The sequence below is a fragment of the Parasphingorhabdus sp. genome, from assembly GCF_039977335.1.
GTDB lineage: Bacteria > Pseudomonadota > Alphaproteobacteria > Sphingomonadales > Sphingomonadaceae > Parasphingorhabdus.
The window spans coordinates 1293764-1319149 of record NZ_JBDWDI010000004.1; the positions used below are offsets into that span (position 1 = coordinate 1293764).

Here is a 25386-nt window from a genome sequence, read left to right on the forward strand (position 1 = left end):
AGCTGCTGCACAGAGCGATGTTACGATTATTAGAGGGGCGCAATGCCAGAACTGCCAGAAGTTGAAACTACGGTCGCGGGTTTGCGGCCTGTGTTGGAGGGCAACAGACTGACCTTGGTCGAGCCGCGCCGGGCCGATTTGCGCCGCCCTATCCCGGCCGACTTGCGCCAGCGGATGACCGGCGCACGGGTTATCGGGTTAACACGGCGCGCCAAATATGGTTTGATCGAAACGGATCGCGGAGACGTGATGATCTTTCACCTCGGCATGTCGGGGCGCTGGCGGATTGATCCGGCCGAGTTGGAGAAACATGACCATCTGCTGCTGGAAACTCAAGAAAACCGGCGGTTAGTGCTCAACGATCCGCGCCGCTTTGGCTCGCTTGATTTGGTTCGAGCGGATGAAGTCGACGCATTCGGACCGTTCGCCGCAATGGGCCCAGAGCCTTTAAGTGATGCTTTTAACGGTGCCTATCTGAAAGCCGTCACAAAAGGTCGCAAGGCACCTATCAAACAACTGTTACTTGATCAGCGCAATGTCGCTGGCCTCGGCAATATCTATGTCTGTGAAGCCCTGCATATGGCCGGTATTTTGCCAAGCCGGATGGGCGGCGGTATATCCAAACCGCGCTATGACAAGTTGGTGGAGGCGATCAAAATAGTGCTCGATGCAGCCATTGCCGCTGGTGGATCATCTTTGCGCGATTTCGTCCAACCAGATGGCGAATTGGGCTATTTCTCAAAGGAATGGCTGGTTTATGGCCGCGAAGGCGAAGATTGTGCCTGCGGTGCTCCGGTCTTGCGCAAAGTCGATAGTGGCCGATCGACCTTTTACTGCCGGAAATGCCAGAGTTGAGAGTGGGGCTGAAAAGCCTCAATTGATGTGTGACTAAGCTATTGACGGGAATCATCTAGGAAGCTAATGACCGCCGACTTGAGCCGAGGTTACATATGTGATTTGCGGCTACCCAGCATTTCAGTTTTGAGGAAATTTCATGGCTAATACGCCGCAAGCAAAGAAACGTATCCGTCGCAACGAGCGCCGCACGGTCATTAACAAGAACCGCGTGAGCCAGATTCGCACGAAGATTAAGTCCGTTGAAGCAGCTTTGGAAGCTGGCGATAAAGCCGCTGCAACCACTGCTCTTGCTGCTGTTCAGCCTGAATTGGCTCGTGGCGTGGCTCGCGGTGTGTTCCACAAGAACACCGCATCACGGAAATTCAGCCGCCTGACAAAACGGGTTGCTGCGCTGGGATAAGCGCTTCTGGCCCAGACCAGATAAAAAAGTTCAAAAAGAATCACCCGCCCGGTAACTGGCGGGTTTTCTTTTGCCCGAATCAGATCAGCATCAACCCTTCGCGGCGGACGCTGGCAAACAGCCCCACCATGCCTGCCGCCGCGCCTTCGCTTAATTCTATAAATATCCGGCGGCCATCTTTTTCATCGGCCTTGCGCTCAAACACGCCTTCTTCGGTCATGGTCTTGATCCAACGCAGCGCTGTGGTGGGCGGCACTGAAGCGGCAATGCACAGGCTTGAAACGGCAACCTTGGTTCCCTCTAGCTGCGCCGCCATCAGATCAAGCAACATGTCCCATGCAGGATCGGCAAATAGCTCTGCATCAAAATATTGATCCCGCAATCGCCGTGCCCGGATCAGTCCCCGTACCTCGTCGGCAGCAATCTCGCCGCCGCGCAATCCGGTTGAATATTCTGCCCCGCGATCAGCATCGAGACCCTGTAGATCTGCCGATGCTCCGGCTTTGAAACTGATCGGAGATTCAGCAAGCTTGGTGTCCGATTCCAGAAACGGGCTGTTGACCAGGCGCCTTTCGCCAGCAGGCTCTTCGGGGCCGGATAGCTTCACCAGCGCTCTCGCAATACGCTCCACATCGGCGGATATCTTTTTCAGATCGGTCAGATCTATTTCGTCCCTGTCCGCGAACAGGCTGCTGATTGGGCGTTGGGTCCGATGTTCCAGTGATACAAATAGCTCCGCGACGCTGTCACTTAGTAGATGTTCAACATGAGGATAATCTACCTCAACCAAAATCGTATCGAGCAGATCAAGATCGGTCCGGATCAGCATCGGTAAGCTGGATGCCTCGCAGAACTGCTCAACCTGCTCCAGCGCATTTTGCTGGACACTGTCCCACGCGGTCATCTGAACCACGATGGCTGCAACATTCATCCGGCTAGCGAGATCATCGGCATCAAAATCTATAGGCATTGGCATGCAACGACCGCCAAGCAGTTCAATAGCGTGGACATAAAGCGCACGCAGTTGCGTATCATCGGAGACTAGTAGAATCTGCCCGCCCCAAATGTCGTCCGGTATATTCTGGTCCATAGTGATATATTACTTTTCTAAAGTATTCGGTTTGATAGCCTTACAAATATTACCTAGCATCATCTGATGCATCATTACCATTTGTATCTACATGTAACTCGATGTTTCATTATACTCACTCTGACTATGCTGGACCTTTTATTGAATCACGGCTGATTTGAAACTTTGTCGCGCTACACTAAGGACACTAAAGGAGCGATCATGCTTTATATATTTGTAAAATATAGTATTTTTTATCTCAATTACCTACCCAAAGCAAAAATTATCGTCACAATCTACCGGGCTGGCGCTAAATTTTATCGACGAGTCGCATTATTTTATCGTTCAATGGTGGTTCAGCATGATAGCCTTACTATATTAAGCAGATGGCGGGCAAGTTGAAGGAATGACGATGACAGTGTCTCGATTTAAAAATTCAAAACATATGAAATTGAAAATTCTTGCGCCCGTCGCCTTTCTGGCGCTGGGTGCCTGTGCAAGTCCTTTTCGTGCAGATGTTCAGCGGTTTGAAGCCTTGCCGCCCGCGCAAGGGCAAAGTTTTGCTGTGGTAGCCGCCGATCCGGAACTTTCCGGTGGATTGGAATTTGGCCAATATGCTGCACTGGTTGAACAGCGTATGGCCGATCTTGGCTATCAGCGCAGCGAAGACCCAGCAGCCGCGCAGTTAATTGTCAGCATGGATTATGATGTCGATAATGGCCGCGAAAAGGTGGTCTCGGACTATGATCCCTTTTTTGCTACAGGCTACAGGGGCTTTCGCGGCCACCGCGGTTTTTACGGCCGGCATCGCTATCGCTTAGGCTATTATGACCCGTTCCTGTTCGGCGGCCACGGTTTTTCAGGCTATGGCGGCGTCCGCAGCTTTACCGTTTACACATCGGAACTGGATCTGAAGATCGACCGGAAAGTCGATGGCGAGCGGCTGTTTGAGGGCAAGGCAGAGGCTAGGTCACGGTCGAAAAACCTGACTTATCTGGTGCCTAATCTGGTTGAAGCCATGTTCACTGGATTCCCTGGCAGCAGCGGCGAAAGAATCCGCATCTCCGTAGCGCCAGAGAAAAAATAGCGCTCACATACAAACACAATGTCAAAAGCAATAGGTCATCCCAGCACAAGCTGCGGTGACCTATTTTTTAGAACCTTAGCTTTCCAGCTGACGGAGCAGCATGCGGACATCATTGTCCATTTCCGTATCCTCGCCCCGCAATTGTTCGACCAGCTTCACCGCATGGATAACCGTGCTGTGATCCCGGCCGCCAAATTTGCGGCCAATTTCCGGATAGCTGCGCGGGGTCATCACCTTGGCAAGATACATGGCCACCTGTCGCGGGCGTGCTACAGCGCGCGCCCGGCGTTTCGATGACATCTCGTTACGATCGAGCCGGTAATATTCACAGACGGTGCGCTGGATTTCATCAATCGTGATCCGGCGGCGACACGCGCTCAATATGTCTGATAGTTGTTCTTCGGCCAGTTCCTTGGTGATCGGGCGTCCTGTCAATTGAGCATAAGCCAGCAACTTGTTGAGGCCGCCTTCCAGTTCGCGCAAGTTGCGGCTGATGGTGCGAGCAAGAAAATCGACCACCTCTTCGGACACTTGTTGATGCGGCATGCTGGCGAGCCGGTGGTTCAGAATGTCGCGGCGCAGTTCAAGACCAGCAGACTGGATGTCAGCCACCAATCCCATGGACAGCCGTGACAAGAGCCGTTGGTCGACACCATCAAGCGCTTGTGGCGGGCGATCGGCGGCCACGACTACGCGTTTGCCGCGGCTGATGAGAGAATCAACCGTGTGGAGGAATTCTTCCTGGGTCGAATTCTTGCCAACGATAAATTGAATATCGTCGATCATCAAAAGGTCTGCTTCACGCAGCACAGCCTTAAACTCCATCGTTTCATTGCGCCGCATTGCGGAGACAAATTCAATCATGAACCGTTCGGCTGACATATAGATGACGCGTGCGGCCGGGCATTCGGCGCGATAGGCGTGGCCGATCGCATGCATCAAATGGGTTTTGCCCTGGCCTGTAGACGATTGCAGATAGAGCGGATTGAACAGCGGCTTTTCCGCTGCGGCCATACGCTGTGCTGCATTTTGTGCCAGCACATTGCTATGTCCGGCAATAAATTCTTCGAATGTCATGCGCGGATCGAGATCGAGCTGGAATTTTCCGGTCTGTGGAGCCGTCCTGCCCTGATTGGCCGCTGCACCACTGGTCTGCTTGACTTGCGCTATCCGGGCAGCACCGGCCTTGGCCGAAAAGCTGATATTTTTCACGTCGGAAAAGTGGCTCTTCCATGCGAGGGTCAACCGCTCGGCATAGCGTTCGCGAACCCAATTGGCGGCAAATTCGGAGGGCAGCACAAGCTGCAGATCACCATTGTCGGAATCGAAACGCGCGAGTTTGATCGGCTTAATCCATTGGCCAAAAATCTGGGCACCCAGATCGCGGCGCAGTCCGGAACAGATGGTCTGCCATACATCCGCTAACTGCGAAGCAACATCACCCTGCCCTGCTAAACTGTCATTTTCCACGCCAGGATTTTCCACACTAATTGCTGTTGCCTTAGTATCTATATTGGTGCCCGCATTTTCTGATTCTTGTACCACTAACATCCCCCGATTATCTTCAACCCGCGTCTTTGCAGGACCGCTCATCGACCAGAAATTTTTTGTCCTTTCCAATGGGTTCCCAGCCAAAGGAACCGCAAGGCACAGAAAACCCCATGTTGAAAACACTTTTTCAACGGTGCTTTTTTCAATGTCATAGAGGCCCGAATTGTCGAATCCGTAGCCACCAGCCGATGTCTCTTAGTAAGCGCCTCGGAACGAGTCGAGCAAGGCCGCAGGTGTAAAAAAAATGAAATAATTAGATTGACAGCGGCAACCTGTGGAAAAATCGAATAATCGCACTTACTTATTGATATATATAGATTATTTCCTGTGGATAGTCAGGCATAAGCTGCGAATCGCGGATGCACCTCAGGTTTTACAATCTGTCACAATTATGTGCAGCCGCATCATGCGCGGGCTGCACTTATTTTTCGATTTTGCAAAATGCTGAGGAAAGGTGCTTGCCAAAGCCCTCATGATTTGGCAATGGCCCCGAACACTTCATGGGGTTGACCTATGTAAGGGCGATTAGCTCAGTTGGTAGAGCGCTTCGTTTACACCGAAGATGTCGGCAGTTCGAGCCTGTCATCGCCCACCATTTTTTGGGATCAGAGCCCGTCCGGCGGACGGGCGACCCAAAAAATCCCGTAGCGTAAGCGAAGGGTTTGGAGTGATTATCTTTATCCAAACTCAAGCGCCGGGCGCGGGCATCCGCCCGCTTGGCTATCCTCGCATAAGCTCGGGCGCGCGGTCGCGCTTGCCGACGCGGTGCGTCGGATCAGCGCGACATTCAGAGGTTACGACTTTGGGCAGACCTCAAGAGCATCTTCCGAGCGCAGCGAGGCAAGGCCGACCGGCCGCCGCGCCTTATTGGCGCGTAGCCAAGGGCCCGGATGGGCCCGCCCGGCGCCTGAGGTCTAACAAAACACCTCGCCGCGCCCGGCGCTTGAGGGAATCTAAAAAGATTCCTCCAGCGTCTCTTCCATCAACATTGCCGCACGCGCGCCATCCCAGTCCATCGCGCCGATCACGCGCCACACTTCCTTGCCTTGCGCATCATAGAGCACAGTGGTCGGCATCAACCCTGATCCGAATCCAAAACTCAACCCATTTTCCTGATCGGTATAAGCTTCCAGCTCATTGAAATCCGCCTTGGCAAAAAACGGATCCACTTTCTCTGCTCCTTGAATATCCTGCGACACGACAAGCACTTTCATCCGGCCTTTCTCGCGTGCAGCCAATTCATCCAGCATCGGCATTTCAACAATGCACGGTGCGCACCAAGTCGCCCAAATGTTCACCAGCACCGGTTTGCCGACAAAGTCTGACAGACTGACCGTCTTGCCTTCGGGGTCCTTGAAAGGCGTATCGACCATCGCGCTGCCGCGCTGGGAAATATCCAGACGCCCGACCAGACCGCTATCGCTTTCGATGGTCTCGCCCTCTTGAGCACCATCATTAACTTGCTCCGCTTCATCAGATTGCTTATCGCCAGATTGTACACCACAACCAACAAGCATCGCCGGCAGGTATAGAAACAGGAATAATCGCATCACTAATCGCACATCAGATTCCAACAGCATGTGGGGCGGCAGGTTTGCCGATGGCCCTTCATCAATCATGCGCGAGATAAACGCGTCTATCCCGTTCGACAAGAAATTATGGCGGCAGGATATCCGCGCATCGCTCGCCCATGTCGAGATGCTTTCCAAACAAGGCATTGTCGAGGCGGAAGATGCGGCCAAGATCATCGATGGCCTCAATCAGATTGCTGAGGAATATGAAGCCGGCGGTGTTCCAGAAAATCTGGACCTTGAAGATATTCATATGACGATCGAGGCGCGGTTGACCGAGATTGTTGGCCCCGTTGCTGGACGTCTGCACACAGCGCGGTCTCGCAACGATCAGGTCGCGACTTCCTTCCGTCTATGGGTGCGCGATGCCATGGATGACGTATCGAGCGGACTTTGGGATTTACGGGAGGCATTGATCGCCCGCGCCAAGGAGCAGGCCGATACGATAATGCCCGGCTTCACCCATCTGCAAGTCGCGCAGCCAATCACCATGGGTCATCATCTGCTTGCCTATTATGAAATGTTCACGCGCGACAGCAGCCGGTTCTGGGCGGCCAAGCAGCGCTTGGATGAATGTCCACTGGGTGCGGCTGCCCTCGCCGGCACCGGTTTTCCCAATGATCGGCAAATGACCGCTGAAACTCTGGATTTTGGTGCTGCAACGGCAAATTCGATGGACAGCGTCTCTGACCGAGATTTTGCGCTCGATTATCTGATGGCCGCTTCACAAACGGCGTTGCATCTATCGCGGCTGGCGGAAGAGATTATCATCTGGGCTTCTCAGCCCTTTGGCTTTGTGAAACTGTCCGACCAATGGTCCACCGGCAGCTCAATCATGCCGCAAAAACGCAATCCTGATGCCGCCGAGCTTGTGCGCGGCCATGCAGGGCGGATTGTTGGCTGCCTCAATGCGCTCATGATGACGATGAAGGGCCTGCCGCTCGCCTATTCCAAGGATATGCAGGATGATAAGCCGCCGGTGTTTGAGGCGCATGATCTGCTCGGCCTCTCGATCGCAGCGATGACCGGCATTATTGAAAGCGTGACCTTTGTACCCGAAAAGATGCGCGATGCTGCCGACAGTGGCTTTTCTACTGCAACTGATCTGGCTGATTGGTTGGTGCGAGACATCAACATTCCGTTCCGAGAAGCGCATCATATTACCGGTGCGGCGGTCAAACTATGCGAAGAGCGGGACTGTGGCCTTTCAGACCTGAAGCCTGCCGACCTTGCCGCCATTGATGCCCGCGTGGAAGGCCATGATATGCCGGATTTAAGCGTCGAAGGATCGGTTGCCAGCCGGACCAGCTATGGCGGAACCGCGCCGGAGCAGGTAAGACAGCGGATCGCAGAATTGGAACAGACGAATCGCTTATGAATAATTTTGGAAAAATAGCGGCCCTGGCGGCAATGGTCATTCTTTCCGCCTGCGGTAATCGCGGGACGCTGGAACCGCCCAAGGGGCAATCATTGCCGCCCGCAGTTTACGGCGAGGCCGAAAAGCCAAGTGGCGAGGAGTTGATCACACCTTCTACGCAGGCACAGCCAGAACGTAGCGACGAATTGCTTCGCCGGTCGGAGAAACGGCAGGATGATAAATTCGACCTGCCGCCACCCGGCTAAAACTGCACTCCTTCTTTTCTAACATTTCGCCAGATTCTAATTTCGAAAGCCCCGCTCGATGGACCATTTTCAACTCAAAGATGGCGTGCTGCATGCCGAAGATGTCGCGCTTCCCGATATTGCCGATCAGATCGGTACGCCGGTCTATGTCTATTCCCGCGCCACGCTGGAACGCCACGCCCGCGTGTTTCGGGAAGGGCTGAAAGATGCTGGCAAGATCCATCTTGCCTTTGCTGTGAAATCCAACCCCAATCTCGCGGTGCTCAAAATTCTCGCTAATCAAGGCTATGGCGCAGATGTCGTTTCCGGTGGCGAACTGGAGCGGGCTTTGGCCGCCGGGATGAAGGCAGAGGATATTGTCTTTTCCGGCGTTGGCAAAAGCCGCGCCGAACTCACGCTTGGCCTCGACAAGGGCATTGGACAGTTTAATCTCGAGTCCGAAGAAGAAGGTCAGATGCTCGCCGAGATCGCAGCGGCACGCGGCGAAAGAGCCTCGGCAACGCTGCGCGTCAATCCTGATGTGGACGCAGGCACGCATGCGAAAATCTCGACCGGCAAGGCGGAGAATAAATTCGGCGTCGCAATTGATGTTGCTCCTGATATTTTTGCGCGCCTATCCAAGCTGGAAGGCCTGAACCTGCGCGGTGTTGCCGTGCATATTGGCAGCCAGCTGCAAAAGCTCGATCCGCTTGAAAAATGCTATACACGCATGGGCCAACTGGTCGGCGATTTGCGCAACGCTGGCCACACTATCACCCATGTCGATCTCGGCGGCGGTCTTGGCGTGCCCTATAAGCCCGAAGAAAACCCACCTAGCCCAGCCGACTACGGCGCGATGGTCACTCGCGTAACCGAGGGTTGGGACGTCACTTTGATGTTCGAACCCGGCCGCGTGATTGCCGGCAATAGCGGTGTGATGATGACGCAGGTCATCCGCATCAAGCCTGGCGTGAACAGCGATTTTGTGATCGTTGATGCAGCGATGAATGATCTGATGCGGCCCGCCGTTTATGATGCCTGGCATCATTTTGAAGCGGTCCAACCAACCGGTGACAGCATGACCGCATCGATCGTCGGTCCGATTTGCGAGAGTAGCGATATCTTCGCGAAGGAACGGGAAGTGGACCGGGTACAGACTGATGATCTGGGTATATTTCGGACCGCAGGCGCTTATGGTGCGACCATGGCCAACACCTATAACAGCCGTCCGCTTGTTCCAGAAGTGCTGGTCGATGGCGATAAATACGCGGTGGTGGCCGAGCGGATTGAACCGTCGACCATCATGGCCGCCGAACATGTTCCCGACTGGCTGAAATAGCCGTGGACCAGCTACCGATCTATGTGACGCTGAAAGACCGCAAAGTCATATTGCTCGGCAGCGGAGAGATGGCGGATGCGAAGCGGCGGCTCTATCAACGCGCCGGGGCAATCATTACCGATGATGAACAGGCCGATGCCGCGCTGGCGGTGGTTGCGCTTGAAGATGATGATGAAGCCGCAGCGGCGGTCAAGCGCCTGAGAGCGCGCGGCCTGCTGGTCAATGCCGTCGATCGGTCCGTCCTCTGCGATTATACCACGCCAGCCATTATCGATCGTGATCCGGTGCTGATCGCCATTGGCACCGGCGGCGCATCTGCGGGACTGGCAAAAGCCGTACGGCAACGGTTGGAACAAATGCTGCCCGCGGGATTGGGGCGGCTTGCCAGCGGTCTGTTTGCCGCTCGTGACCGGATCAAAAGCCTCTGGCCGGACGGGGCCGACCGTCGCCGCGCAATAGATGCCGCGCTTAATCCCGGCGGGACGCTCGACCCATTTACCGATCATGATGGAGAAGCGATTGACCTTTGGCTGGAAGATCCGGCGGCAGGCAATCCGACAGGAGTGATTGCGTTAAAGCTTCACAGCGCCGATCCAGATGATCTGACTATCAAACAGGCACGGCTTTTGGGTCAGGCCGATGCGATATATGCACAAAGCAATGTTCCGGAAGCGATATTGACCCGCGCACGCGCGGATGCAGAACGCTTTGATCTGGAGGCATTTGATGCGACACAGGTCACAGGGCTGACATTAGTGATACGCTACGAGTGAGCGAAGCAAGGGGTTAATATGACACTGGCATTGGCACAGAGCGATATCATAACGGTGCTGCAAACCGCGCTGGCACCGGCCTTTCTCTTGGTTGCGGTCGGTGGGATGCTGGGGCTATTTGCCGGCCGGCTCGCCCGGATTATTGACCGGTCGCGGATCTTACAGGACTTGTTCAACGAGACCGAAGGCTATGAGCATCAATGTATTGTCGATGAGTTGCACGACCTACAACTGCGGATCAAAATCGTGAACAGCGCGATATATCTCAGCGTTATAAGCGCCATTGTTGCCTGTATTCTGATCGGATTGCTCTTTGTGATGGGGCTAACGGGTTTGAACCTGTCCGCTGTCATTGCGGGGGCGTTCATTATCGCGATGAGTTTGCTGTCGGTCGCCCTTATCCAATTCTTGCGGGAAGTCCGCATTGGCGTGAAGGACTTCATGATCCGTGAGGAATATCTGGAAAGTCACGACAGCAACGCGAGCTGAACACTTTCAAGCAAAACCCGAGAAATGGTCAACACACCGCAATCTGATCGTCACTGGTTGTTCGTCCTGTAGAATGAAGGCCTTCAAAGCAGGCGGGACCAGCTGAAGGAACTATCATGCACAAACTAACAGCCCTCGCAACCGCGGCATCCCTGACTCTTATCCTGGGAGCTTGCGTCGCTGGCAATGAAGATATCGAGCCATCATCGGGCAAATATGAGCCAGAAGGATTTGATCCCGAACGCGGCTTTGAACCTCCCGAGACCGAGTCAACTGAGCCATCAGAACCGCAAAAATGAAAAGAGCCAAAAGTGAAAAGAGGCTGTCGATCGCGATTGGATCGACAGCCTCTAAGCATGGGTCAGCGGTTGGAAGTGCCGCTGCCGGGTTGCCTGATCGCTAAATCAGATACGCCCCCCGAACGGATTTTTCCGACCCCTGTGCTGAACCATGAGACATCGGACCACCTCCTTTCGCTTGTTGATAAGATACGAACTGTTGCATTGAAAATCTCCGCTTGTTCGACGATTCGAATGTGAATCATTCGACACTCAGGAACAAGACTTGAAATTTTTTAATTTGCTGTCAGAATCCCGCGTTCTGCCTCAGGCGCAGCTGACCGCTCGCGCCTCACCATCCAGCTCAGACATGTGCGCTGCCTAGGTTTAGTTGTGACGGCTAGCTGCGGCAATCCTCAACAACCCGCGTAAACTCCGGCCAGATCGGAATGGCGAGCGATGCCAATCCGGTTGTTTCGACCGCAAACCGGCCGCGACTAAACGTAATACGATCCATCATGTAATCGTCCACCGGCAGCGCTATCGCCGCATAATTAAGCGCTCCGCCACTATTGCGTGCGGGATAGCTTTGCAGACCGGAGCTTGCCCGCAGCGTCATTTGCGCGCCGCTATTGGCAACTGTGCCTTCACGCGACAGAAACAGCTGATTGCGCGCCGTATCACAGCGGATCATGAAGGTGGCCTCCGCATTGGGCGGGCCAAATAGTGCGATAGAACCGCGATCATCCTCACGGTATACCCAGTCGCCTTGCGCGATTGGCCAGTCCGTCCAGTCCCCTTTCATCGGTTCCGGAGCCGGAGGTGGCGGTGTGGGAGCTGGCGTTGGGGCGGGAGCCGGTGCAGGCGCTGTCGTCTCTGCAGGGGCGGGCGTCGGGGCCGGCACCACCGCCGAACAACCGGCCGCTAACAATATGGCGGAAAAGGGTAAAGTGATTCTCATGACATCGAATATGGTCAAAAGCTTATGCTTCGGCTAGTCCCATTTTGATATGGCACAAAATGATACGCGCCCCGCGAAAACCGCCCCACCCGCTGAGGTAGGCCAAGCAAAAGCAAAAAAATTGCGGATTGACCAGATATTGGTCGAACGCGGTCTGGCAGAAAGCCGCGCCAAAGCGCAGGCTTATATCATGGCCGGACTGGTTACGGTTGGTGATCACAAGGTGGACAAGCCGGGTCAGAAATATCTCAATGATATCGCCGTCAACCTGAAAGGCAAAGACCATCCCTGGGTCTCACGCGGCGGGATAAAGCTGGACCATGCGCTGGATCATTTCGATATTGCCGTGACGGATATGACCGCAATTGACGTGGGCAGCAGCACAGGCGGCTTTACCGATGTCATGCTGAGCCGCGGCGCGGCCAAGGTTTATGCAGTGGACAGCGGTACCAATCAGCTCGCCTGGAAATTGCGGCAGGATGAGCGGGTTGTCGTCCATGAACAGACAAGCGCCAGGATATTGACCGCGGATCATATCCCCGAACCGGTTGATCTGATTGTCTGCGACGCCAGCTTCATTTCGCTGACCAAAGTACTCGAACAACCCATGACCTTTGCAAAACCGGGGGCGCAGCTGGTCGCGTTGATCAAGCCGCAATTTGAAGCGGAGCGCGAGGATGTCGGCAAAGGCGGCGTTGTTCGCGATGCGGCGGTGCATGATCAGGTTTGTGAAAAGGTACGCGATTGGTTGACCGGCAAAGGATGGACCGTGCAAGGCATCGCGGCAAGTCCGATCACGGGCCCCAAGGGCAATGTCGAATTTTTGATCTTTGCCGTTAAACCGCAATAATGGCTCGTACTGAGATCAGACGGCTTGCCATTAGTCTCGGCGGCTATTAGCGCATCATGACATGGCAAATTCCACAGACAATACGCCCGTTCCTTTCGCAATTGACGAAAGTATTTCGATGATGCGCCTATTCGACGAAGGCGTAACATGGCTGAGCAATAATTATATTGAGCTGCTTGTCACCATCGCTATCGGCACCCTCATCTTCTTTGTGCTCGGGGCGATAAAACGATACGCGGCCCGGCAGGTGAGCAATAATGAAGGCCTGATCGGTTATCGTGCCATCATCACCCAGGCGATTGCCCGGACCAGCAAATTTTTCATGTTCATGGTCTCGGCGCAATTGGTGGTAAGCTATTCCAATGCGCCGGCCGACATTACCCGGACCGTCGGCTTTCTGTTCACAATTTCTATAGTGGTGCAGGTCGCGATCTGGCTGCGGGAACTGATCCTCGGCTTTTTCACCCGTAAACTGTCCGCTGATCCGAGCCAGAGCGATACTCTGCAGAACGCAATGTCGCTGATCCGTTTGCTGGTTACCTGCGTGATTTTTGCGATTGCGACCATTGTCATTCTCGACAATCTTGGTGTGGATGTTACCGGCCTGGTCGCAGGTCTTGGTGTGGGCGGTATTGCCATTGGCCTTGCTGCACAGGGGATATTTTCCGATCTGTTCGCAGCGCTTTCGATCATCTTCGACAAGCCGTTTCGACGCGGTGAATTTATTAGCTATGACAATACCACCGGTAGGATAGAAGAAATTGGTCTAAAAAGTACCCGGCTTCGGGCCGTTACCGGAGAGGAAATCATCATCTCCAACACCAATTTGCTCGATAAGGAAATCACCAATCTCACCCAATTGGGTCGTCGCCGGACGCGTTATGGCATTGGGGTTATCTATCAAACTGAGCCAGATGATGCGCGGCGTATTCCGGGCCTGTTGAAGCAGATAGTCGAAGATAATGGCGCCAAATTTATCCGCTCCGGCTTTGTTGGTTTTGGCGACAGCTCGATCAATTTCGAGCTGGATTTCGACATTATGAGCAGCGACTATGAGGTGGTCTATGAAGGTCGCCACAAAATCGGCTTGGCTATCCTTCAGAAGTTTAACGAGGAAGGTCTGGAATTTGCCTATCCAACGCAAACAAGCTTTACCTCCGCACCCGATGGCACGATGATCATGCCCTATCCTGAAGGCGGCTTCCCGGTTCATATACAAGAGGGCTAGCTTGCCGTAGCGTCAGCGCAAAGACAAAAACTTGTCAGGACCAGTAGCAAAGAAAAACCTTGTTAATTGGCCGATTAAAAGAGAATATAGGCGTCAAATTCGACTCAGAAATCTCACAATAAAGGATCATTATCATGCGTGACGCAGTCATCGTTTCCACCGCCCGGACCCCCATCGGGCGTGCTTATAAGGGCGCCTTCAACGCCACCGCCGGTCCAACACTCGGCAGCTATTCCGCCAAAGCCGCCGTCGAACGCGCGGGCATTGATCCAGCGACTGTAGAAGATGTGGTTTGGGGCAGCGCGCTGCAGCAGGGCTCTCAGGGCGGCAATCTTGGCCGTAACGTGGCGCTGCGCTCCGGTTTCCCGATCGAAGTCCCCGGCATGACGCTGGACCGCCAATGTTCATCCGGCCTGATGGCCATTGCCACAGCCTCCAAACAGGTCACGATTGACCGCATGGATGTCGTGGTTGGCGGCGGACAGGATTCCATCTCCACCGTGCAGACCCCGGAAATGCGGATGGCGCCGGACAAGGCGTTGGTGGCGATGCATGACGATATCTACATGCCGATGCTGCAAACCGCTGAAGTGGTTGGTGAACGCTATGGCATCTCCCGCGACGCGTGCGACGAATATGCGCTCAAATCCCAACAACGCACCGCCGCGGCGCAAGAAGCGGGTAAGTTTGACGACGAGATTGTCGAGGTCACGGCCACCATGGGTGTGCAGGACAAGGAAACCAAAGAGATTTCCATGCATGAAATCACGCTCAGCAAAGATGAGGGCAATCGCCCAACGACAACGTTGGAAGGTTTGCAAAGCCTTGGCCCGGTTCTTGGCCCAGACAAGATCATTACCGCCGGTAACGCATCACAGCTATCTGACGGTAGTTCCGCCAGTGTGGTGATGGAAGCCAGTGCTGCTGAAAAAGCCGGCCTTAACCCGCTGGGCCGCTATGTCGGTATGGCAGTGGCAGGTACAAAGCCGGATGAAATGGGTATCGGCCCTGTTTTCGCTATCCCCAAATTGCTCGAAAAATTCGACCTGAAAATGGACGATATCGGTCTTTGGGAACTGAACGAAGCCTTTGCTGTTCAGGTACTCTATTGCCAACAGAAACTGGGCATTCCTGACGAGCTGTTGAACGTCAATGGCGGATCAATCTCCATCGGTCACCCTTACGGCATGACCGGCGCACGTTGCACTGGCCACGCACTGATCGAAGGCAAACGCCGCGGCGCGAAATATGCCGTTGTCACCATGTGCATTGGTGGTGGTCAGGGCGCAGCCGGACTGTTCGAAATACTCTAGGCACAAATGTTCAGGGCTGGCGCTACGGCGCCGGCCCCGATCCCATAATCAAATATAAGAGGATGTATCATGGCAGTAGGCGTAGTGGCGACTTTAACGGTTGCAGAAGGCAAGAACGCGGATTTTGAAGCGGCATTTACGGAGTTAATGGCAGCCGTCAGTGAAAATGAACCTGGCAACGAGTTTTACTCCGTCTTTCAAAGCAAAGAAAATCCCCAGCAATATAAAGTACTGGAACGCTATGTCGATCAGGCAGCGCTGGATGCTCACGGTAAATCCGATCATTTCCGCGCCAGTGGCCCCAAGCTGGCCCCTTGCATGGCTGCGGCGCCAGTAATCGAATATCTCGACGGTATTTAGATCAGCGAAAGCCGCGAACCTTCAATCTTCCTGGCGGGAGGTAAGCTCTTTCTCAAACCGGTGCAACATGGCCGCGCTCTGCATCGAAGCAGAGAGATCAGCCGGAGAGTTATAGAGCGAACTGAGCAACACCAGATCCATTTCACTGACCGAAGCGGGGCGCTTGTTCTGCGGGTTTGCAGTATCGAAAAGCGATAGAATGGAATAAGCCGGCGCTGCACTGGTGGAACCGTCTCTGGTATCCATATAAGAACGCATGGCCGCATAGTCCGCAATCTGTATCGTCGTCAGATCAACCAACGCATCCCTTTCAAGCAACAGGAAAGAGTGAGTCATCGCCTGTTCGGTCGTCCGCTTGATCCGCGACTTCACATTTGAATTCATTGTCGCGACTTCGGTCTTTGCCATTTCATCGGTCGGAAGAATATCCGTTTCATCAGAATTTTGCAGAGCGCCGGTTTCCGCAGAACCGGTCTGAATGCGTTTCCAAGAATAAGAAGGCCCGCCACTTTTGGCGATCCGTTCTCTTTCATAGTGAGGCATGCCGCCAAATAGACGTGACCTTTTTTTGCGTAATTTCGTCACAGCCTCGTCGCCATCCGCCACAACCATCACAAAGACATTCGGAGTACATCCTTCTCCCGCAACCCTCATATCAGCGGCCAGCGCAACACCGCGCATGCGCTTTTCTACTTGCTTCTTATTCTCTTCCGACAAACCAACGACTTTTGGACAAACCGCGCTGGGAAAGCGGGCATATTGCCCCTCATGTCTTCCGCCTTTGGGTGTTGCGATTGTTGCTTTTATAAAATCTGCAATGGCACCTTTTGTCGTTTTATTGCCGGTGACCACAATATCCTCATTAGGTGCGCGAGGATCCGTGAGCGTTGCTGACAAAGGTGATGAAAAGAGCGCAAGCCCTGACATTAAACCCAAGGTGACGAGAATATTCCGCTTAATTTCCATTGCAAGCTCCCTTTAACTGCCGAAGCTGGCACAATATCGACTAGGTGTAAAGGAAGCGGCTTTAGCGAAAGACACGCGCCGATCATCGCAGGTCAGCCGTTCGCCATCAGGCGCTTCTCTGAATAGTAGACAGAAAAAAGGCCCCGATTTTCATCGAGGCCCGATTTCAAGTGCTCTTGGCAGCGCTTATTTCGGCCTCAAAACACCATCGATAATATGAACGGTGCCGTTGCTCGAATCTATGTCGGCTTCGATCACATTGACCTTGTTACCTGCGCCGTCCTCAAGCACCACTTTGTCACCATCCAGCGTCGCCTTAAGGGTCCCGCCTTGCAAAGTGGTCAGGCTCGCTGTCCCTTCGCCATCAGCAATTGCCTTCGCGATATCAGCGGCTTTCATATCGCCTTCAACCAAACCAAATTTGGCCATGCTGGCGAGCTCGGTTTTGTCCTCGGCCGTCATCAGGCCATTAAGTTCTTCCGGGTCCATCTTGTTGAACGCATCATTATTCGCAATAAATACTGTGAAGGGACCATCATCTTTAAGGTCCACAGCAATGCCAGATATGGCGACCATGGTGCTGGCCGTGGACAGGTCCGGATTGCCCTGAACTACCGCTGTAAGATTGGTCGGTTTTTTTGCTTCTTCCGCCTGACGGGCGTCATAAATGGCTTGTTCGTCCTCGCTCATTTCAGAGGAGCAAGCCGGGATTGTTGCCAAAGCTGCGGTTGCGATAAATAATTTGGATAGGGTCTTCATGATATACCTTTCGTGGGGATTCTTTCCCTCTATATCATCAATGATCTGGCGATGGCAAAGAGTTAGAAGACCAGAACTGCCATATTATTGATTTTGGCAGGGCTCTTGAATTGTCCCGTGGGGAAATTTGTTACCCGGCAAACCAGCGCTTTCCTACAATGTACCATATAGGTTAGTATGGAGATTTCATAATCTAAATATGGAGTTCCCCAATGACCAATCTGCCCCCTGAATATGATGAACAATCCATGCCGGAGCCAACGTCGCGGCCGCAGCATAATGGTTGGAGCAAGGCGAAGATGCGCCGTTTTCTGGAGGCGCTGGCGGCGTCCGGGTCGGTGACGGCGGCGGCCAAGTCTGTCTATATGTCGCGGGACAGCGCCTATAAGCTGCGCGCGCGGCTGGCCGGAACGCCGTTTGACCTGGCCTGGGAGGCGGCTTTGGAAAATGCGATCCGGCAAGTCACCCATGAAGCGATTGACCGCGCGATCAATGGCGTGGCGCAGCCGATATTCTGGAAAGGTGAGCAGATTGGCGAGAAGCGCGTCTTCAACGAAAATCTGACCAAGTTCATCATGTCCAACCCCTCGCGCATCGGACGCAATCCAGTGGCGCGGGAATTTGCCCTGACCAAATGGGACAGCATTTTGGACCGGGTGGAGCATGGCGCGCTCGACTGGAATGATAGCGAGCGTGAGGATGATCCCGAAAGCACAGCGGCAGCGCGCGACTATATCAAGGAGGGTAGCGAATACGCCGCGGGCTGGATGTGGGAGCTCAGTCCCGATATCCCGCGCACAATGCGCTGATTTCTATGGCTTCTTCGGCAGCGTAGAGTGATTTTCGTTTTTGACCATCCTGTGTCGAAACCGTATAAACTCAGCGCCGCGATCCACGCCGGATAGGCTCCGAAACTCGGTATCTCGCTCCAGCCGCCCGCATCTGGTCCTCTCTTTAACCAGGTTCAGGCCTCCAGCATCACCTCTCCGCCCGCAAATTGCATGGCGGGCTTTCGGTCCTGCGCGAGCAGCAGAGGGCCGTCGAGGTCAACCCATTGGGCGCGCTGGGCCAGCGCAAAGGCTGGGCGGATGGCAAGCGAAGTGGAGAGCATGCAGCCAACCATGATTTTCAGACCGGCCTGCTCTGCGGCATCGGCAATCTTGATAGACTCCGTCAGGCCGCCAGCCTTGTCGAGCTTGATATTCACGGCCTGATAATAGGGCGCGAGGGCTGCTATGTCAGCGCTGGTATGGCAGCTTTCATCGGCACAGAGCGGGATCGGACTATCGACGTCGGCCAGCAGATCATCTCGTCCCGCGCTAACCGGCTGTTCAATCAGCTCGACGCCCCACTGCGCCAATATTCTGGCCTCGGCGGCAATGTCGAGATCGTTCCAGCTCTCGTTGGCATCGACGATCAGGCGGGCTTCCGGTGCCCCGCGATGGACCGCGGCAACACGCTCATGATCATCGCTACCGGACAGTTTGAGCTTGAGCAGGCTGTGAGTGTCAGCGGCGGCGCGGGCATCGGCCTCCATCTGGGCTGGATCGCTAAGCGAGATGGTGAAGGCGGACGTGAGGGCACGGGGTTCGGGCAGGCTTGCCTGTTGCCAAAGGGGCTGGCCGGTCTGCTTGCAAGCAAGATCCCACAGGGCGCAGTCCAGCGCGTTGCGGGCCGCGCCTCTTTGCATATCGTCGAGCAATATCTGCTGGTTGAACCGGTCATGAGCCGGGGCAAATGCCTCTATGGCGGTGATGCAGTTTTCGGCTGTCTCGCCTTCATAATAGATCGGAGTAGCTTCGCCCATGCCCTGATGCGTGCCGTCGCTGACCGTGCAGACGACGACATCAACATGGGTTTTGGCTCCGCGGCTGATGACGAAGGACCCGTTGACGGGCCAGCGTTCAGCGGCAGCCGTGACGATAAGAGGAGGGCGATCAGATTCCATGGATGGACCGTAGCGAACACGGCGCGCCTGTCATCTGCTTTATATGGTTTGTGTGATCAGGAGGTGGCCTGCGACCATGTGCTGCTAGGCAGGCGTCCTGCAATCGGGTTCCATTTCGCTTCCTGCGCGCGGCGACTCATATAGGTGTCGAGGCCGATTTGCAGGGCGACCAGCATATAGACAAAAGGCTGGAACGCCACGCCAACGAACAGCGATCCGACCATGTAGATGATATGGGCGTTTTCCAGCGCGATAGCGAGCGGGGCGACCCACATCTCTCCTTCCTTGGTGGTCTTGCGATAGCGCCGCCGCAACACTTCCATGCGCCAAATACCGCCGATATGAATGAAAAGCCAAAGGGCAAGGCCGGGATAGCCTTGCTCACCCAGCATTTCGAAATAGCTGCTGTGGAAGGCGCGAGCTTCATCAATCACTTCGATCGGACCGTCATCCTCCAGCTCGTAATCATATTCCTGTTCCGGTTGATCACCCTTCTTGTCGGGCGCCAGCTCATAGCGCAGCTTGTTGAGCCGGTAGACGTTGAACCCGCCGCCCATTGGATTGGCATTGGCATATTCGATGGTCCACTCCCACACAGCGATGCGGGTCGAGGCGGACTCATCCGCCTGGTAATTCTGGATCGTGCCCATGCGGTCGGAAAAGCTTTGCGGCAGGAACGGGATTGCCATCAGGCCAAGGGTCACGGCCATACCAGCATAGAGGAAGCGATATTTAACAAAGCGCAGCTGCAGCACCGCCAGCACGGCAATGCACACCAATCCGGTCCGCGCCTGCGTTCCGATCGGGATCAGCAAGGCAGCAAAGATCAGCGCCAAAGTGAAATATTTGACCCGCCAGTCGGGTGGGAAGATTGTGCCATGTTTCGATAGCCACAGCATCAGCGGAATGATGGCAATTGCCACCATCGAGATGATCGAGCCTTCGTAAAGCCCGGCATTATCGTCGATCAGCAGCACGAGCGCGCCATAGCCGCCGCCCGAACCCAGCGTCTTGATCCCGCCAGTGATGATCAGGGTCGCGGCACAAAGCACCATGAACAGGGTCAACGCCTCAATGCGCAACTTGGTGCGGAGCGTCAGCGGCAGGAATATGGCGAAGACCAGAGCTTTCCAGACCCAGTCCCATTTTTCCATCGCATCTTCGGGCAAGGCCCCGGTAAAAGTGGTGTAACCGCAATAGAGCAGCAGCAGAACCATCGCTCCCTGCCGCACCGAAAAGCGACTGTCTTTCTTGTCGTCTGCGACCACATAGCCAAGAAAGGCCATGCCGAACACAATAAGCGACAAGGGTATGGAATTGAGCAGGAAATAGCTCAGCCGCTGCGGCGCAACGATGTCGATATAGGCATAGACCAGCGTGAAGATAAACGGGCGCTTAAACGCCAGAAACAACAGCGCCAACAGATAAGCGACAAAGACCAGATCACGCATCGGACTAGTTTCGCTTTACCTGAAAGCCCTCAGGCTCTGCATCGGGTTCCGGGGGATCTTCATGGTCGAGGTCTGGGCGATGAATCAGGCGCCATACCGCAATCAGCAGCAATCCATGGGTTAGAGCGATGGAAAAATTATCGATCATATGGAGTTTGGCGGCCTCAACTAACGCATCAGATTCATGTGTATCTGTGCACGCGATACAGGCTTTGGGTTGACGGGACGTTAATCCTTTTCTGGCAACGGTTTGCGCCATGACGCGGATTTTGCACATATTGGATCACAGCCTGCCTTTGCACAGCGGCTATTGCTTTCGCACCCGGGCAATTATGAAGGCGCAAATTGCCAGCGGCCTGCATGTTGCCGGCGTAACCGGTGTTCGGCAGGATCAGCATGGATTTGAAGCGAAAGAACCGCTGGAACAATCTGACGGATTGAGCTTCTTCCGGACATTGAGAGATGTCAGCGGACCTTCGCCGGTGCGCGAATGGCGGGAAGTATCGGTCTTTGCCGATCGCATTGCCGACGTGGTGCAGGAATGGCAGCCAGATGTGCTGCACGCGCACTCCCCGTCCCTCAACGGCCTGGCCGCACTTCGTGTCGCACAGAAAACCGGACTGCCGCTGCTGTACGAGATCAGAGCATTCTGGGAAGATGCGGCGGTTGGCAACGGGACCGGACGCGAAGGCAGCCCGCGTTACTGGCTTACGCGACAGCTTGAAAACCACGCCGTAAATGGCGCTGATGCAGTGGCGGTGATTTGCGAAGGCTTGAAAGCCGACCTCGTCACACGCGGCGTGGCGAAAGAGAAAATTACCGTATCACCTAATGGCGTTGATCTGCGGCTGTTCGGCAACCCGCCTGCACCAGATGAACAACTGCGCACGGAAATGGACCTCAACGGCAAGTCGGTGCTGGGCTTTATCGGCAGCTTCTATGACTATGAAGGTATCGACGATCTCATTGCCGCCATGCCGATGCTGCACGAATCCTGCCCGGAAGCGCATCTGTTACTGGTCGGCGGCGGACCAATGGAAAAGGCTTTGAAACAGCAGGTGGCGGAATCGGCCGCCGCTTCAGCCATTACATTCACGGGGCGCGTACCCCATGAAGATGTTGAGCGCTATTATGGCTTAATGGATGTGATGGTCTATCCACGCAAATCAATGCGGCTGACAGAGTTGGTGACACCGCTGAAACCGCTCGAAGCTATGGCGCAAGGAAGGATTGTTGCGGCCTCTGATGTCGGCGGGCATCAAGAACTGATCGAAGACGGCGTGACCGGCACATTATTTCCGGCTGGATCACCGGAAAAAATCGCCCAAAAACTGGCCGATTTACTGAAAAATCGCGACGAATGGCAGCAAACTATTGAAACAGCAAAGAAATTTGTTGAAGCGGATCGTAACTGGTCGTCAAACATTTTGCGTTACAATCCTGTTTACCAAAGGTTGATTGCGCACAAATCCTATCAGCGCGCAGCCTGAGACGGTGGAGAATGACGTGGAACTAACACAGCAATATCTGGATGCAAAAAAGGTACCGATCATGGCGATCGCTGCTGGCATCGGTGCAGCGCTCGTCGTTGTTACGTTGCCGCATGTTTATCTGGAAACCACCATTGGCGCGACGGGATTATCCGAAATCCTGCCCGCAGCCGCACCGCCGCTGGGCAATACGGCTCGCGGCCTGATTGCCATCATGGCGGGTCTGGTATCCGCATCCGCTATCTACTTTTTTCTAAATCGCAAAGGGAGCTCTGACATGGGCGTTGCACTTCGAGAACAAATTAATGCCGCTAGCCCGATTGAGCTAGACTTGGAAGAAGAGGCCAAGAAAACGAAGCGTTTTGCGCTGCCGAAATTTGATGCCAAATCTCTCACGAAATTTCTCAAAAAGCCTAAGAAGGACAAGGCCCGAGTGATGGACCTTTCTGATTTGCCGCAATTGCGGAAACCGGAAGGTGAAGCAGAAGAAGCGGAGCGGCCATCAATTTTCAGCGTGCCAGATGCAGACGAGCCTTTGGCCGAAGCAATTCAGGCATTTGAGGAGCCAGCTGCACAGGACGTATCGGTTGCCGATACTGCATCGGCTGAACCGCAAACCGCTTTTGAAAATGTAGAGCCGGTTGCAGCCGCTCCGGTTGAAGCAGAAGCAATATCGGAACCGGTACAGAAAATTGAGATGCCAACAGAGGATCTGTCCGCTCTCAATATCGCGCAGTTGGCCGATCGCCTTGAAGCTGGACTAAACCGTTTGAAACAGTTGGAGGCCGCCAGCTTGAGCGCCGCTACCGTCGCATCACCTGCCGCTGTTGCGGAACCATCAATGCCAGCTCCGCAAGGCCAGCAGCCAGACAGTCCCGTTCCGCATCAGCCCGTTCTGCATCAGGAAGCCGCGCCAGTTGCTGACCTTGTTCGCGACGAAGCGCCAGCATTCGCACCTCCCACGCTCAAAGAAGTGGAAAAAACAGCTGAGCCATCTTTGGAAGCGCGTCAGGCAGATATGGATGTTGCCTTAAAAGCCGCTTTGGGGACATTGGAAAAAATGACGGCCCAGCGCTAAGCACAGCCGGCAGTTGATGCTCGACGGTTTTGCTATCGTACCACCGGATCGTCTATCGCCAATATCTCGACAATGACCGTCTGATCCCGGCCATCAGCTGGCCGTTCGATCACGAGATCCGCAACAAAATAGCCATGGAGATCATAAGGGTAATGTAGCAAACGGGCGCCGCAAGATTGCGAGATGGCGCGACCACCTCTCCACAGCGGCACAATTGCAAACTGGCAACGCAAACCGGAAAATGTGATACTGGCCCAGGGGCGCTCGCGCAGCATACGGACCTGATAATCCAGACCGACAAGCATTTGCATCTGTTCCGTCAGTTGATCTGTAACATCCTTTGGCTTTTTCGCCCATCGTGTGGGGACATATTGTGGTTCAAGAGGCATGATCATTCCGCCATTTGTTCATGAAATGTTCCGCGCGAAGTGAAATTTTTTTGCCCGGTTGGCGGCCATTTCGCAGATCCTCGACAAAGCGGGGATCGCGAACCGAAAGCCGGCCAAATTTGGTCCACGGCATCTCGGTCTCACGCATAAATTTCTCAATTTCTCGTAGTAGATACATTGGCTATTCTCCATTTGCAGCAGTCTATCCTAGAGGCGATGTTACCCTACCGACTCGATCTCAGTAGGTAATTTCCTATCTGAAATGCAATTTCCTACATGTCTAGGATTTTTCCTATTGTCTTTTTCGGCCAGTGCCGATAAGGTTGATCCATGGCTCAGAAATTTCCTGAATTGGGTGATGGCCCGCGCGCCAATCTGGAACGATTAATCCGGAAAAATGGTGATGATTTTTCATCGCTGTCGCGCATGCTTGGCAAAAACCCTGCCTATATCCAGCAATATATTAAACGGGGTACGCCGCGAAAGCTGGATGAAGAAGACCGCCGAAAATTGGCAGAATTCTATGCCATCGATGAACAGTTGCTGGGCGCCAATATCCCTGCTGTGACGACGCAGACATCCTCTCTGAGCAGCCAGAATATGGTCAGGATCAAGCAGCTACAGCTTGGTGCATCCGCTGGACCGGGATCGCTGGCAGACGATGAAGCGCCTCAAGATAGCATGGCTTTTGGCGCCAAATGGTTGAAGCAGATCGGTACGGATCCCAAGAAACTATCGCTGATCGTGGTCGACGGCGATTCGATGGATCCGACGCTATGTGATGGCGATGACATCATGGTTGACCACAGCGCTGCGGAACGACCGCTGCGCGACGGCATATATGTTTTGCGCATGGACGATGTTCTGTTGGTTAAAAGGCTAGCGCTGCGTCCATCGGGCCAATTGTCTATCCGCAGCGACAATGAACGTTATCCCGACTGGGATGATATCGATCCGGCAGAGGTGAATATTATCGGGCGCGTTGTGTGGAAGGGGCGGCGATTGTAGAACCAAGTTTAACTCGCCGAACCGCGCCTGCACCAAACCATGGGCGAGATTCGAAAAGCAGATAGAAGTAAATTGTGGAAATATCTCAGCCCGTAAGCGGCTCGGTATCTTGCAATTACCAATGAAAGACTTTACCGCCCAGCGCCATGAAGCTGATCCGAGATCTTTTTCAATCCCACCGAATTTGTTTCTTAGCTCTATTCATCGCTGCCATCGCGATGAAGGCCTTGGTCCCTAACGGCTATATGGTAAGCGCAGATAATAAAACGATCACCGTGAAAATCTGCAACGGTTTGGACAATGCCCAGCAGACCGTTGAAATACCGATGGCTTCCGATACCAGTGATCACGATAGCGGATCGGATAAAACTGAAGAGGCTTGCTCCGCCAGCAGCGTCTCTCAATCCGCCATGACAGCTGCTGATCCGATCCAGCTTGCCTTGGCGCTGGCATTCATCATGGTGGTCGGTCTTAAACCCGATTCTGCCATATCGAGAGATGGCACTTCCCGCCTGCGACCGCCTTTGAGAGGGCCTCCTGTTCCCATCTGAATCACATTTGGTCTGTC

General features: G+C 54.2%; 29 protein-coding genes and 1 tRNA gene. 19 read left to right on the forward strand and 11 right to left on the reverse strand.

The genetic code is table 11. The features are described 5' to 3' along the window. The first annotated feature begins 42 nt into the window (after window positions 1–42). Together mutM and rpsT are read left to right on the forward strand one after the other, a co-directional pair. On the forward strand, window positions 43–855 hold the full coding sequence (gene mutM, locus ABJM21_RS13545) for a bifunctional DNA-formamidopyrimidine glycosylase/DNA-(apurinic or apyrimidinic site) lyase (RefSeq protein ID WP_348300530.1): 813 nt from the start codon (window positions 43–45) through the stop codon (window positions 853–855). Between the two features lie 139 nt (window positions 856–994). Continuing rightward, window positions 995–1258: a 30S ribosomal protein S20 gene (rpsT, locus tag ABJM21_RS13550; protein ID WP_108811207.1), complete on the forward strand. Its 264-nt coding sequence runs from the start codon at window positions 995–997 to the stop codon at window positions 1256–1258. Window positions 1259–1337: 79 nt separating this feature from the next. On the opposite strand, the gene ABJM21_RS13555 is transcribed toward rpsT, so the two are convergent. After that, entirely contained in the window at window positions 1338–2348 is a 1011-nt protein-coding gene (locus tag ABJM21_RS13555) for a winged helix DNA-binding protein (RefSeq protein ID WP_348300531.1), read from the reverse strand. 391 nt (window positions 2349–2739) lie between these two features. On the opposite strand from ABJM21_RS13555, the gene ABJM21_RS13560 reads away from it, so the two are divergent. Then, window positions 2740–3414 (forward strand): DUF4136 domain-containing protein, encoded by a 675-nt coding sequence (locus ABJM21_RS13560; protein WP_348382163.1) that lies wholly within the window; start codon window positions 2740–2742, stop codon window positions 3412–3414. A 75-nt stretch (window positions 3415–3489) separates the two neighbouring features. On the opposite strand, the gene dnaA is transcribed toward ABJM21_RS13560, so the two are convergent. After that, a complete protein-coding gene (gene dnaA, locus ABJM21_RS13565; RefSeq protein WP_348300533.1) occupies window positions 3490–4959 on the reverse strand; it encodes a chromosomal replication initiator protein DnaA in 1470 nt (489 codons plus the stop codon). Window positions 4960–5484: 525 nt separating this feature from the next. On the opposite strand from dnaA, the gene ABJM21_RS13570 reads away from it, so the two are divergent. Beyond that, window positions 5485–5560: transfer RNA gene (locus tag ABJM21_RS13570), tRNA-Val, on the forward strand. A 358-nt stretch (window positions 5561–5918) separates the two neighbouring features. Here the strand turns inward: ABJM21_RS13570 and ABJM21_RS13575 are convergent. Next, window positions 5919–6545: a TlpA family protein disulfide reductase gene (locus ABJM21_RS13575; protein WP_348300534.1), complete on the reverse strand. Its 627-nt coding sequence runs from the start codon at window positions 6543–6545 to the stop codon at window positions 5919–5921. Between ABJM21_RS13575 and argH the strand changes: the two genes are divergently transcribed. From argH to ABJM21_RS13605, 6 genes are all read left to right on the forward strand, one after another. Beyond that, window positions 6544–7914: an argininosuccinate lyase gene (gene argH / locus ABJM21_RS13580; RefSeq protein WP_348372508.1), complete on the forward strand. Its 1371-nt coding sequence runs from the start codon at window positions 6544–6546 to the stop codon at window positions 7912–7914. The genes ABJM21_RS13575 and argH overlap by 2 nt on opposite strands. Then, a complete protein-coding gene (locus ABJM21_RS13585) occupies window positions 7911–8159 on the forward strand; it encodes a hypothetical protein (RefSeq protein WP_348300536.1) in 249 nt (82 codons plus the stop codon). The genes argH and ABJM21_RS13585 overlap by 4 nt, the downstream gene beginning before the upstream one ends. Window positions 8160–8217: 58 nt before the next feature. Beyond that, window positions 8218–9477: a diaminopimelate decarboxylase gene (lysA, locus tag ABJM21_RS13590; RefSeq protein ID WP_348300537.1), complete on the forward strand. Its 1260-nt coding sequence runs from the start codon at window positions 8218–8220 to the stop codon at window positions 9475–9477. Between the two features lie 2 nt (window positions 9478–9479). Next, window positions 9480–10250, forward strand: coding sequence for a siroheme synthase (locus tag ABJM21_RS13595; protein ID WP_348300538.1), 771 nt, complete (start codon window positions 9480–9482; stop codon window positions 10248–10250). 18 nt (window positions 10251–10268) lie between these two features. Beyond that, a complete protein-coding gene (locus ABJM21_RS13600; protein ID WP_348300539.1) occupies window positions 10269–10739 on the forward strand; it encodes a DUF2721 domain-containing protein in 471 nt (156 codons plus the stop codon). Window positions 10740–10855: 116 nt separating this feature from the next. Further along, window positions 10856–11038 (forward strand): hypothetical protein, encoded by a 183-nt coding sequence (locus tag ABJM21_RS13605; protein ID WP_348300540.1) that lies wholly within the window; start codon window positions 10856–10858, stop codon window positions 11036–11038. 379 nt (window positions 11039–11417) lie between these two features. Here the strand turns inward: ABJM21_RS13605 and ABJM21_RS13610 are convergent, their stop codons facing one another. After that, a complete protein-coding gene (locus tag ABJM21_RS13610) occupies window positions 11418–11996 on the reverse strand; it encodes a hypothetical protein (RefSeq protein WP_348300541.1) in 579 nt (192 codons plus the stop codon). A gap of 31 nt (window positions 11997–12027) precedes the next feature. Between ABJM21_RS13610 and ABJM21_RS13615 the strand changes: the two genes are divergently transcribed. From ABJM21_RS13615 to ABJM21_RS13630, 4 genes are all read left to right on the forward strand, one after another. After that, the gene (locus ABJM21_RS13615) at window positions 12028–12828 is read left to right on the forward strand and encodes a TlyA family RNA methyltransferase (RefSeq protein ID WP_348300542.1); all 801 of its coding nucleotides are present in this window, start codon (window positions 12028–12030) and stop codon (window positions 12826–12828) included. A gap of 61 nt (window positions 12829–12889) precedes the next feature. After that, window positions 12890–14056: a mechanosensitive ion channel domain-containing protein gene (locus tag ABJM21_RS13620; RefSeq protein WP_348300543.1), complete on the forward strand. Its 1167-nt coding sequence runs from the start codon at window positions 12890–12892 to the stop codon at window positions 14054–14056. 134 nt (window positions 14057–14190) lie between these two features. Next, complete coding sequence (locus tag ABJM21_RS13625) at window positions 14191–15369, forward strand: acetyl-CoA C-acyltransferase (protein ID WP_348300544.1); 1179 nt, start codon at window positions 14191–14193, stop codon at window positions 15367–15369. A 69-nt stretch (window positions 15370–15438) separates the two neighbouring features. Beyond that, window positions 15439–15729, forward strand: coding sequence for a putative quinol monooxygenase (locus tag ABJM21_RS13630; protein ID WP_348300545.1), 291 nt, complete (start codon window positions 15439–15441; stop codon window positions 15727–15729). Window positions 15730–15750: 21 nt separating this feature from the next. On the opposite strand, the gene ABJM21_RS13635 is transcribed toward ABJM21_RS13630, so the two are convergent. Beyond that, window positions 15751–16695, reverse strand: coding sequence for a hypothetical protein (locus tag ABJM21_RS13635; RefSeq protein ID WP_348300546.1), 945 nt, complete (start codon window positions 16693–16695; stop codon window positions 15751–15753). A 186-nt stretch (window positions 16696–16881) separates the two neighbouring features. Further along, the gene (locus tag ABJM21_RS13640) at window positions 16882–17454 is read right to left on the reverse strand and encodes a fasciclin domain-containing protein (RefSeq protein WP_348300547.1); all 573 of its coding nucleotides are present in this window, start codon (window positions 17452–17454) and stop codon (window positions 16882–16884) included. A 212-nt stretch (window positions 17455–17666) separates the two neighbouring features. Between ABJM21_RS13640 and ABJM21_RS13645 the strand changes: the two genes are divergently transcribed. Continuing rightward, a complete protein-coding gene (locus ABJM21_RS13645) occupies window positions 17667–18263 on the forward strand; it encodes a hypothetical protein (protein ID WP_348300548.1) in 597 nt (198 codons plus the stop codon). Window positions 18264–18418: 155 nt separating this feature from the next. On the opposite strand, the gene dgcA is transcribed toward ABJM21_RS13645, so the two are convergent. From dgcA to ABJM21_RS13660, 3 genes are read right to left on the reverse strand one after another with little or no spacing between them, the layout of a single operon-like run. Beyond that, the gene (dgcA, locus tag ABJM21_RS13650; RefSeq protein WP_348300549.1) at window positions 18419–19402 is read right to left on the reverse strand and encodes an N-acetyl-D-Glu racemase DgcA; all 984 of its coding nucleotides are present in this window, start codon (window positions 19400–19402) and stop codon (window positions 18419–18421) included. Window positions 19403–19458: 56 nt separating this feature from the next. Beyond that, window positions 19459–20853 (reverse strand): putative O-glycosylation ligase, exosortase A system-associated, encoded by a 1395-nt coding sequence (locus ABJM21_RS13655; protein ID WP_348300550.1) that lies wholly within the window; start codon window positions 20851–20853, stop codon window positions 19459–19461. Between the two features lie 4 nt (window positions 20854–20857). After that, entirely contained in the window at window positions 20858–21001 is a 144-nt protein-coding gene (locus tag ABJM21_RS13660) for a hypothetical protein (RefSeq protein WP_348377599.1), read from the reverse strand. A 109-nt stretch (window positions 21002–21110) separates the two neighbouring features. On the opposite strand from ABJM21_RS13660, the gene ABJM21_RS13665 reads away from it, so the two are divergent. Both ABJM21_RS13665 and ABJM21_RS13670 read left to right on the forward strand, forming a co-directional pair. Next, entirely contained in the window at window positions 21111–22343 is a 1233-nt protein-coding gene (locus ABJM21_RS13665) for a TIGR04063 family PEP-CTERM/XrtA system glycosyltransferase (RefSeq protein ID WP_348300552.1), read from the forward strand. 16 nt (window positions 22344–22359) lie between these two features. Beyond that, complete coding sequence (locus tag ABJM21_RS13670; RefSeq protein ID WP_348300553.1) at window positions 22360–23421, forward strand: hypothetical protein; 1062 nt, start codon at window positions 22360–22362, stop codon at window positions 23419–23421. A 32-nt stretch (window positions 23422–23453) separates the two neighbouring features. On the opposite strand, the gene ABJM21_RS13675 is transcribed toward ABJM21_RS13670, so the two are convergent. Both ABJM21_RS13675 and ABJM21_RS13680 read right to left on the reverse strand, forming a co-directional pair. Next, window positions 23454–23810: a hypothetical protein gene (locus ABJM21_RS13675; RefSeq protein WP_348300554.1), complete on the reverse strand. Its 357-nt coding sequence runs from the start codon at window positions 23808–23810 to the stop codon at window positions 23454–23456. Beyond that, complete coding sequence (locus tag ABJM21_RS13680) at window positions 23800–23988, reverse strand: hypothetical protein (protein ID WP_348300555.1); 189 nt, start codon at window positions 23986–23988, stop codon at window positions 23800–23802. The genes ABJM21_RS13675 and ABJM21_RS13680 overlap by 11 nt, the downstream gene beginning before the upstream one ends. Before the next feature lie 152 nt (window positions 23989–24140). Here ABJM21_RS13680 and ABJM21_RS13685 point away from each other — a divergent pair, with 152 nt between their 5' ends. Continuing rightward, window positions 24141–24818, forward strand: coding sequence for a S24 family peptidase (locus tag ABJM21_RS13685; protein WP_348300556.1), 678 nt, complete (start codon window positions 24141–24143; stop codon window positions 24816–24818). Between the two features lie 218 nt (window positions 24819–25036). After that, window positions 25037–25369: a hypothetical protein gene (locus tag ABJM21_RS13690; RefSeq protein WP_348300557.1), complete on the forward strand. Its 333-nt coding sequence runs from the start codon at window positions 25037–25039 to the stop codon at window positions 25367–25369. The last annotated feature ends 17 nt before the right edge of the window (window positions 25370–25386 follow it).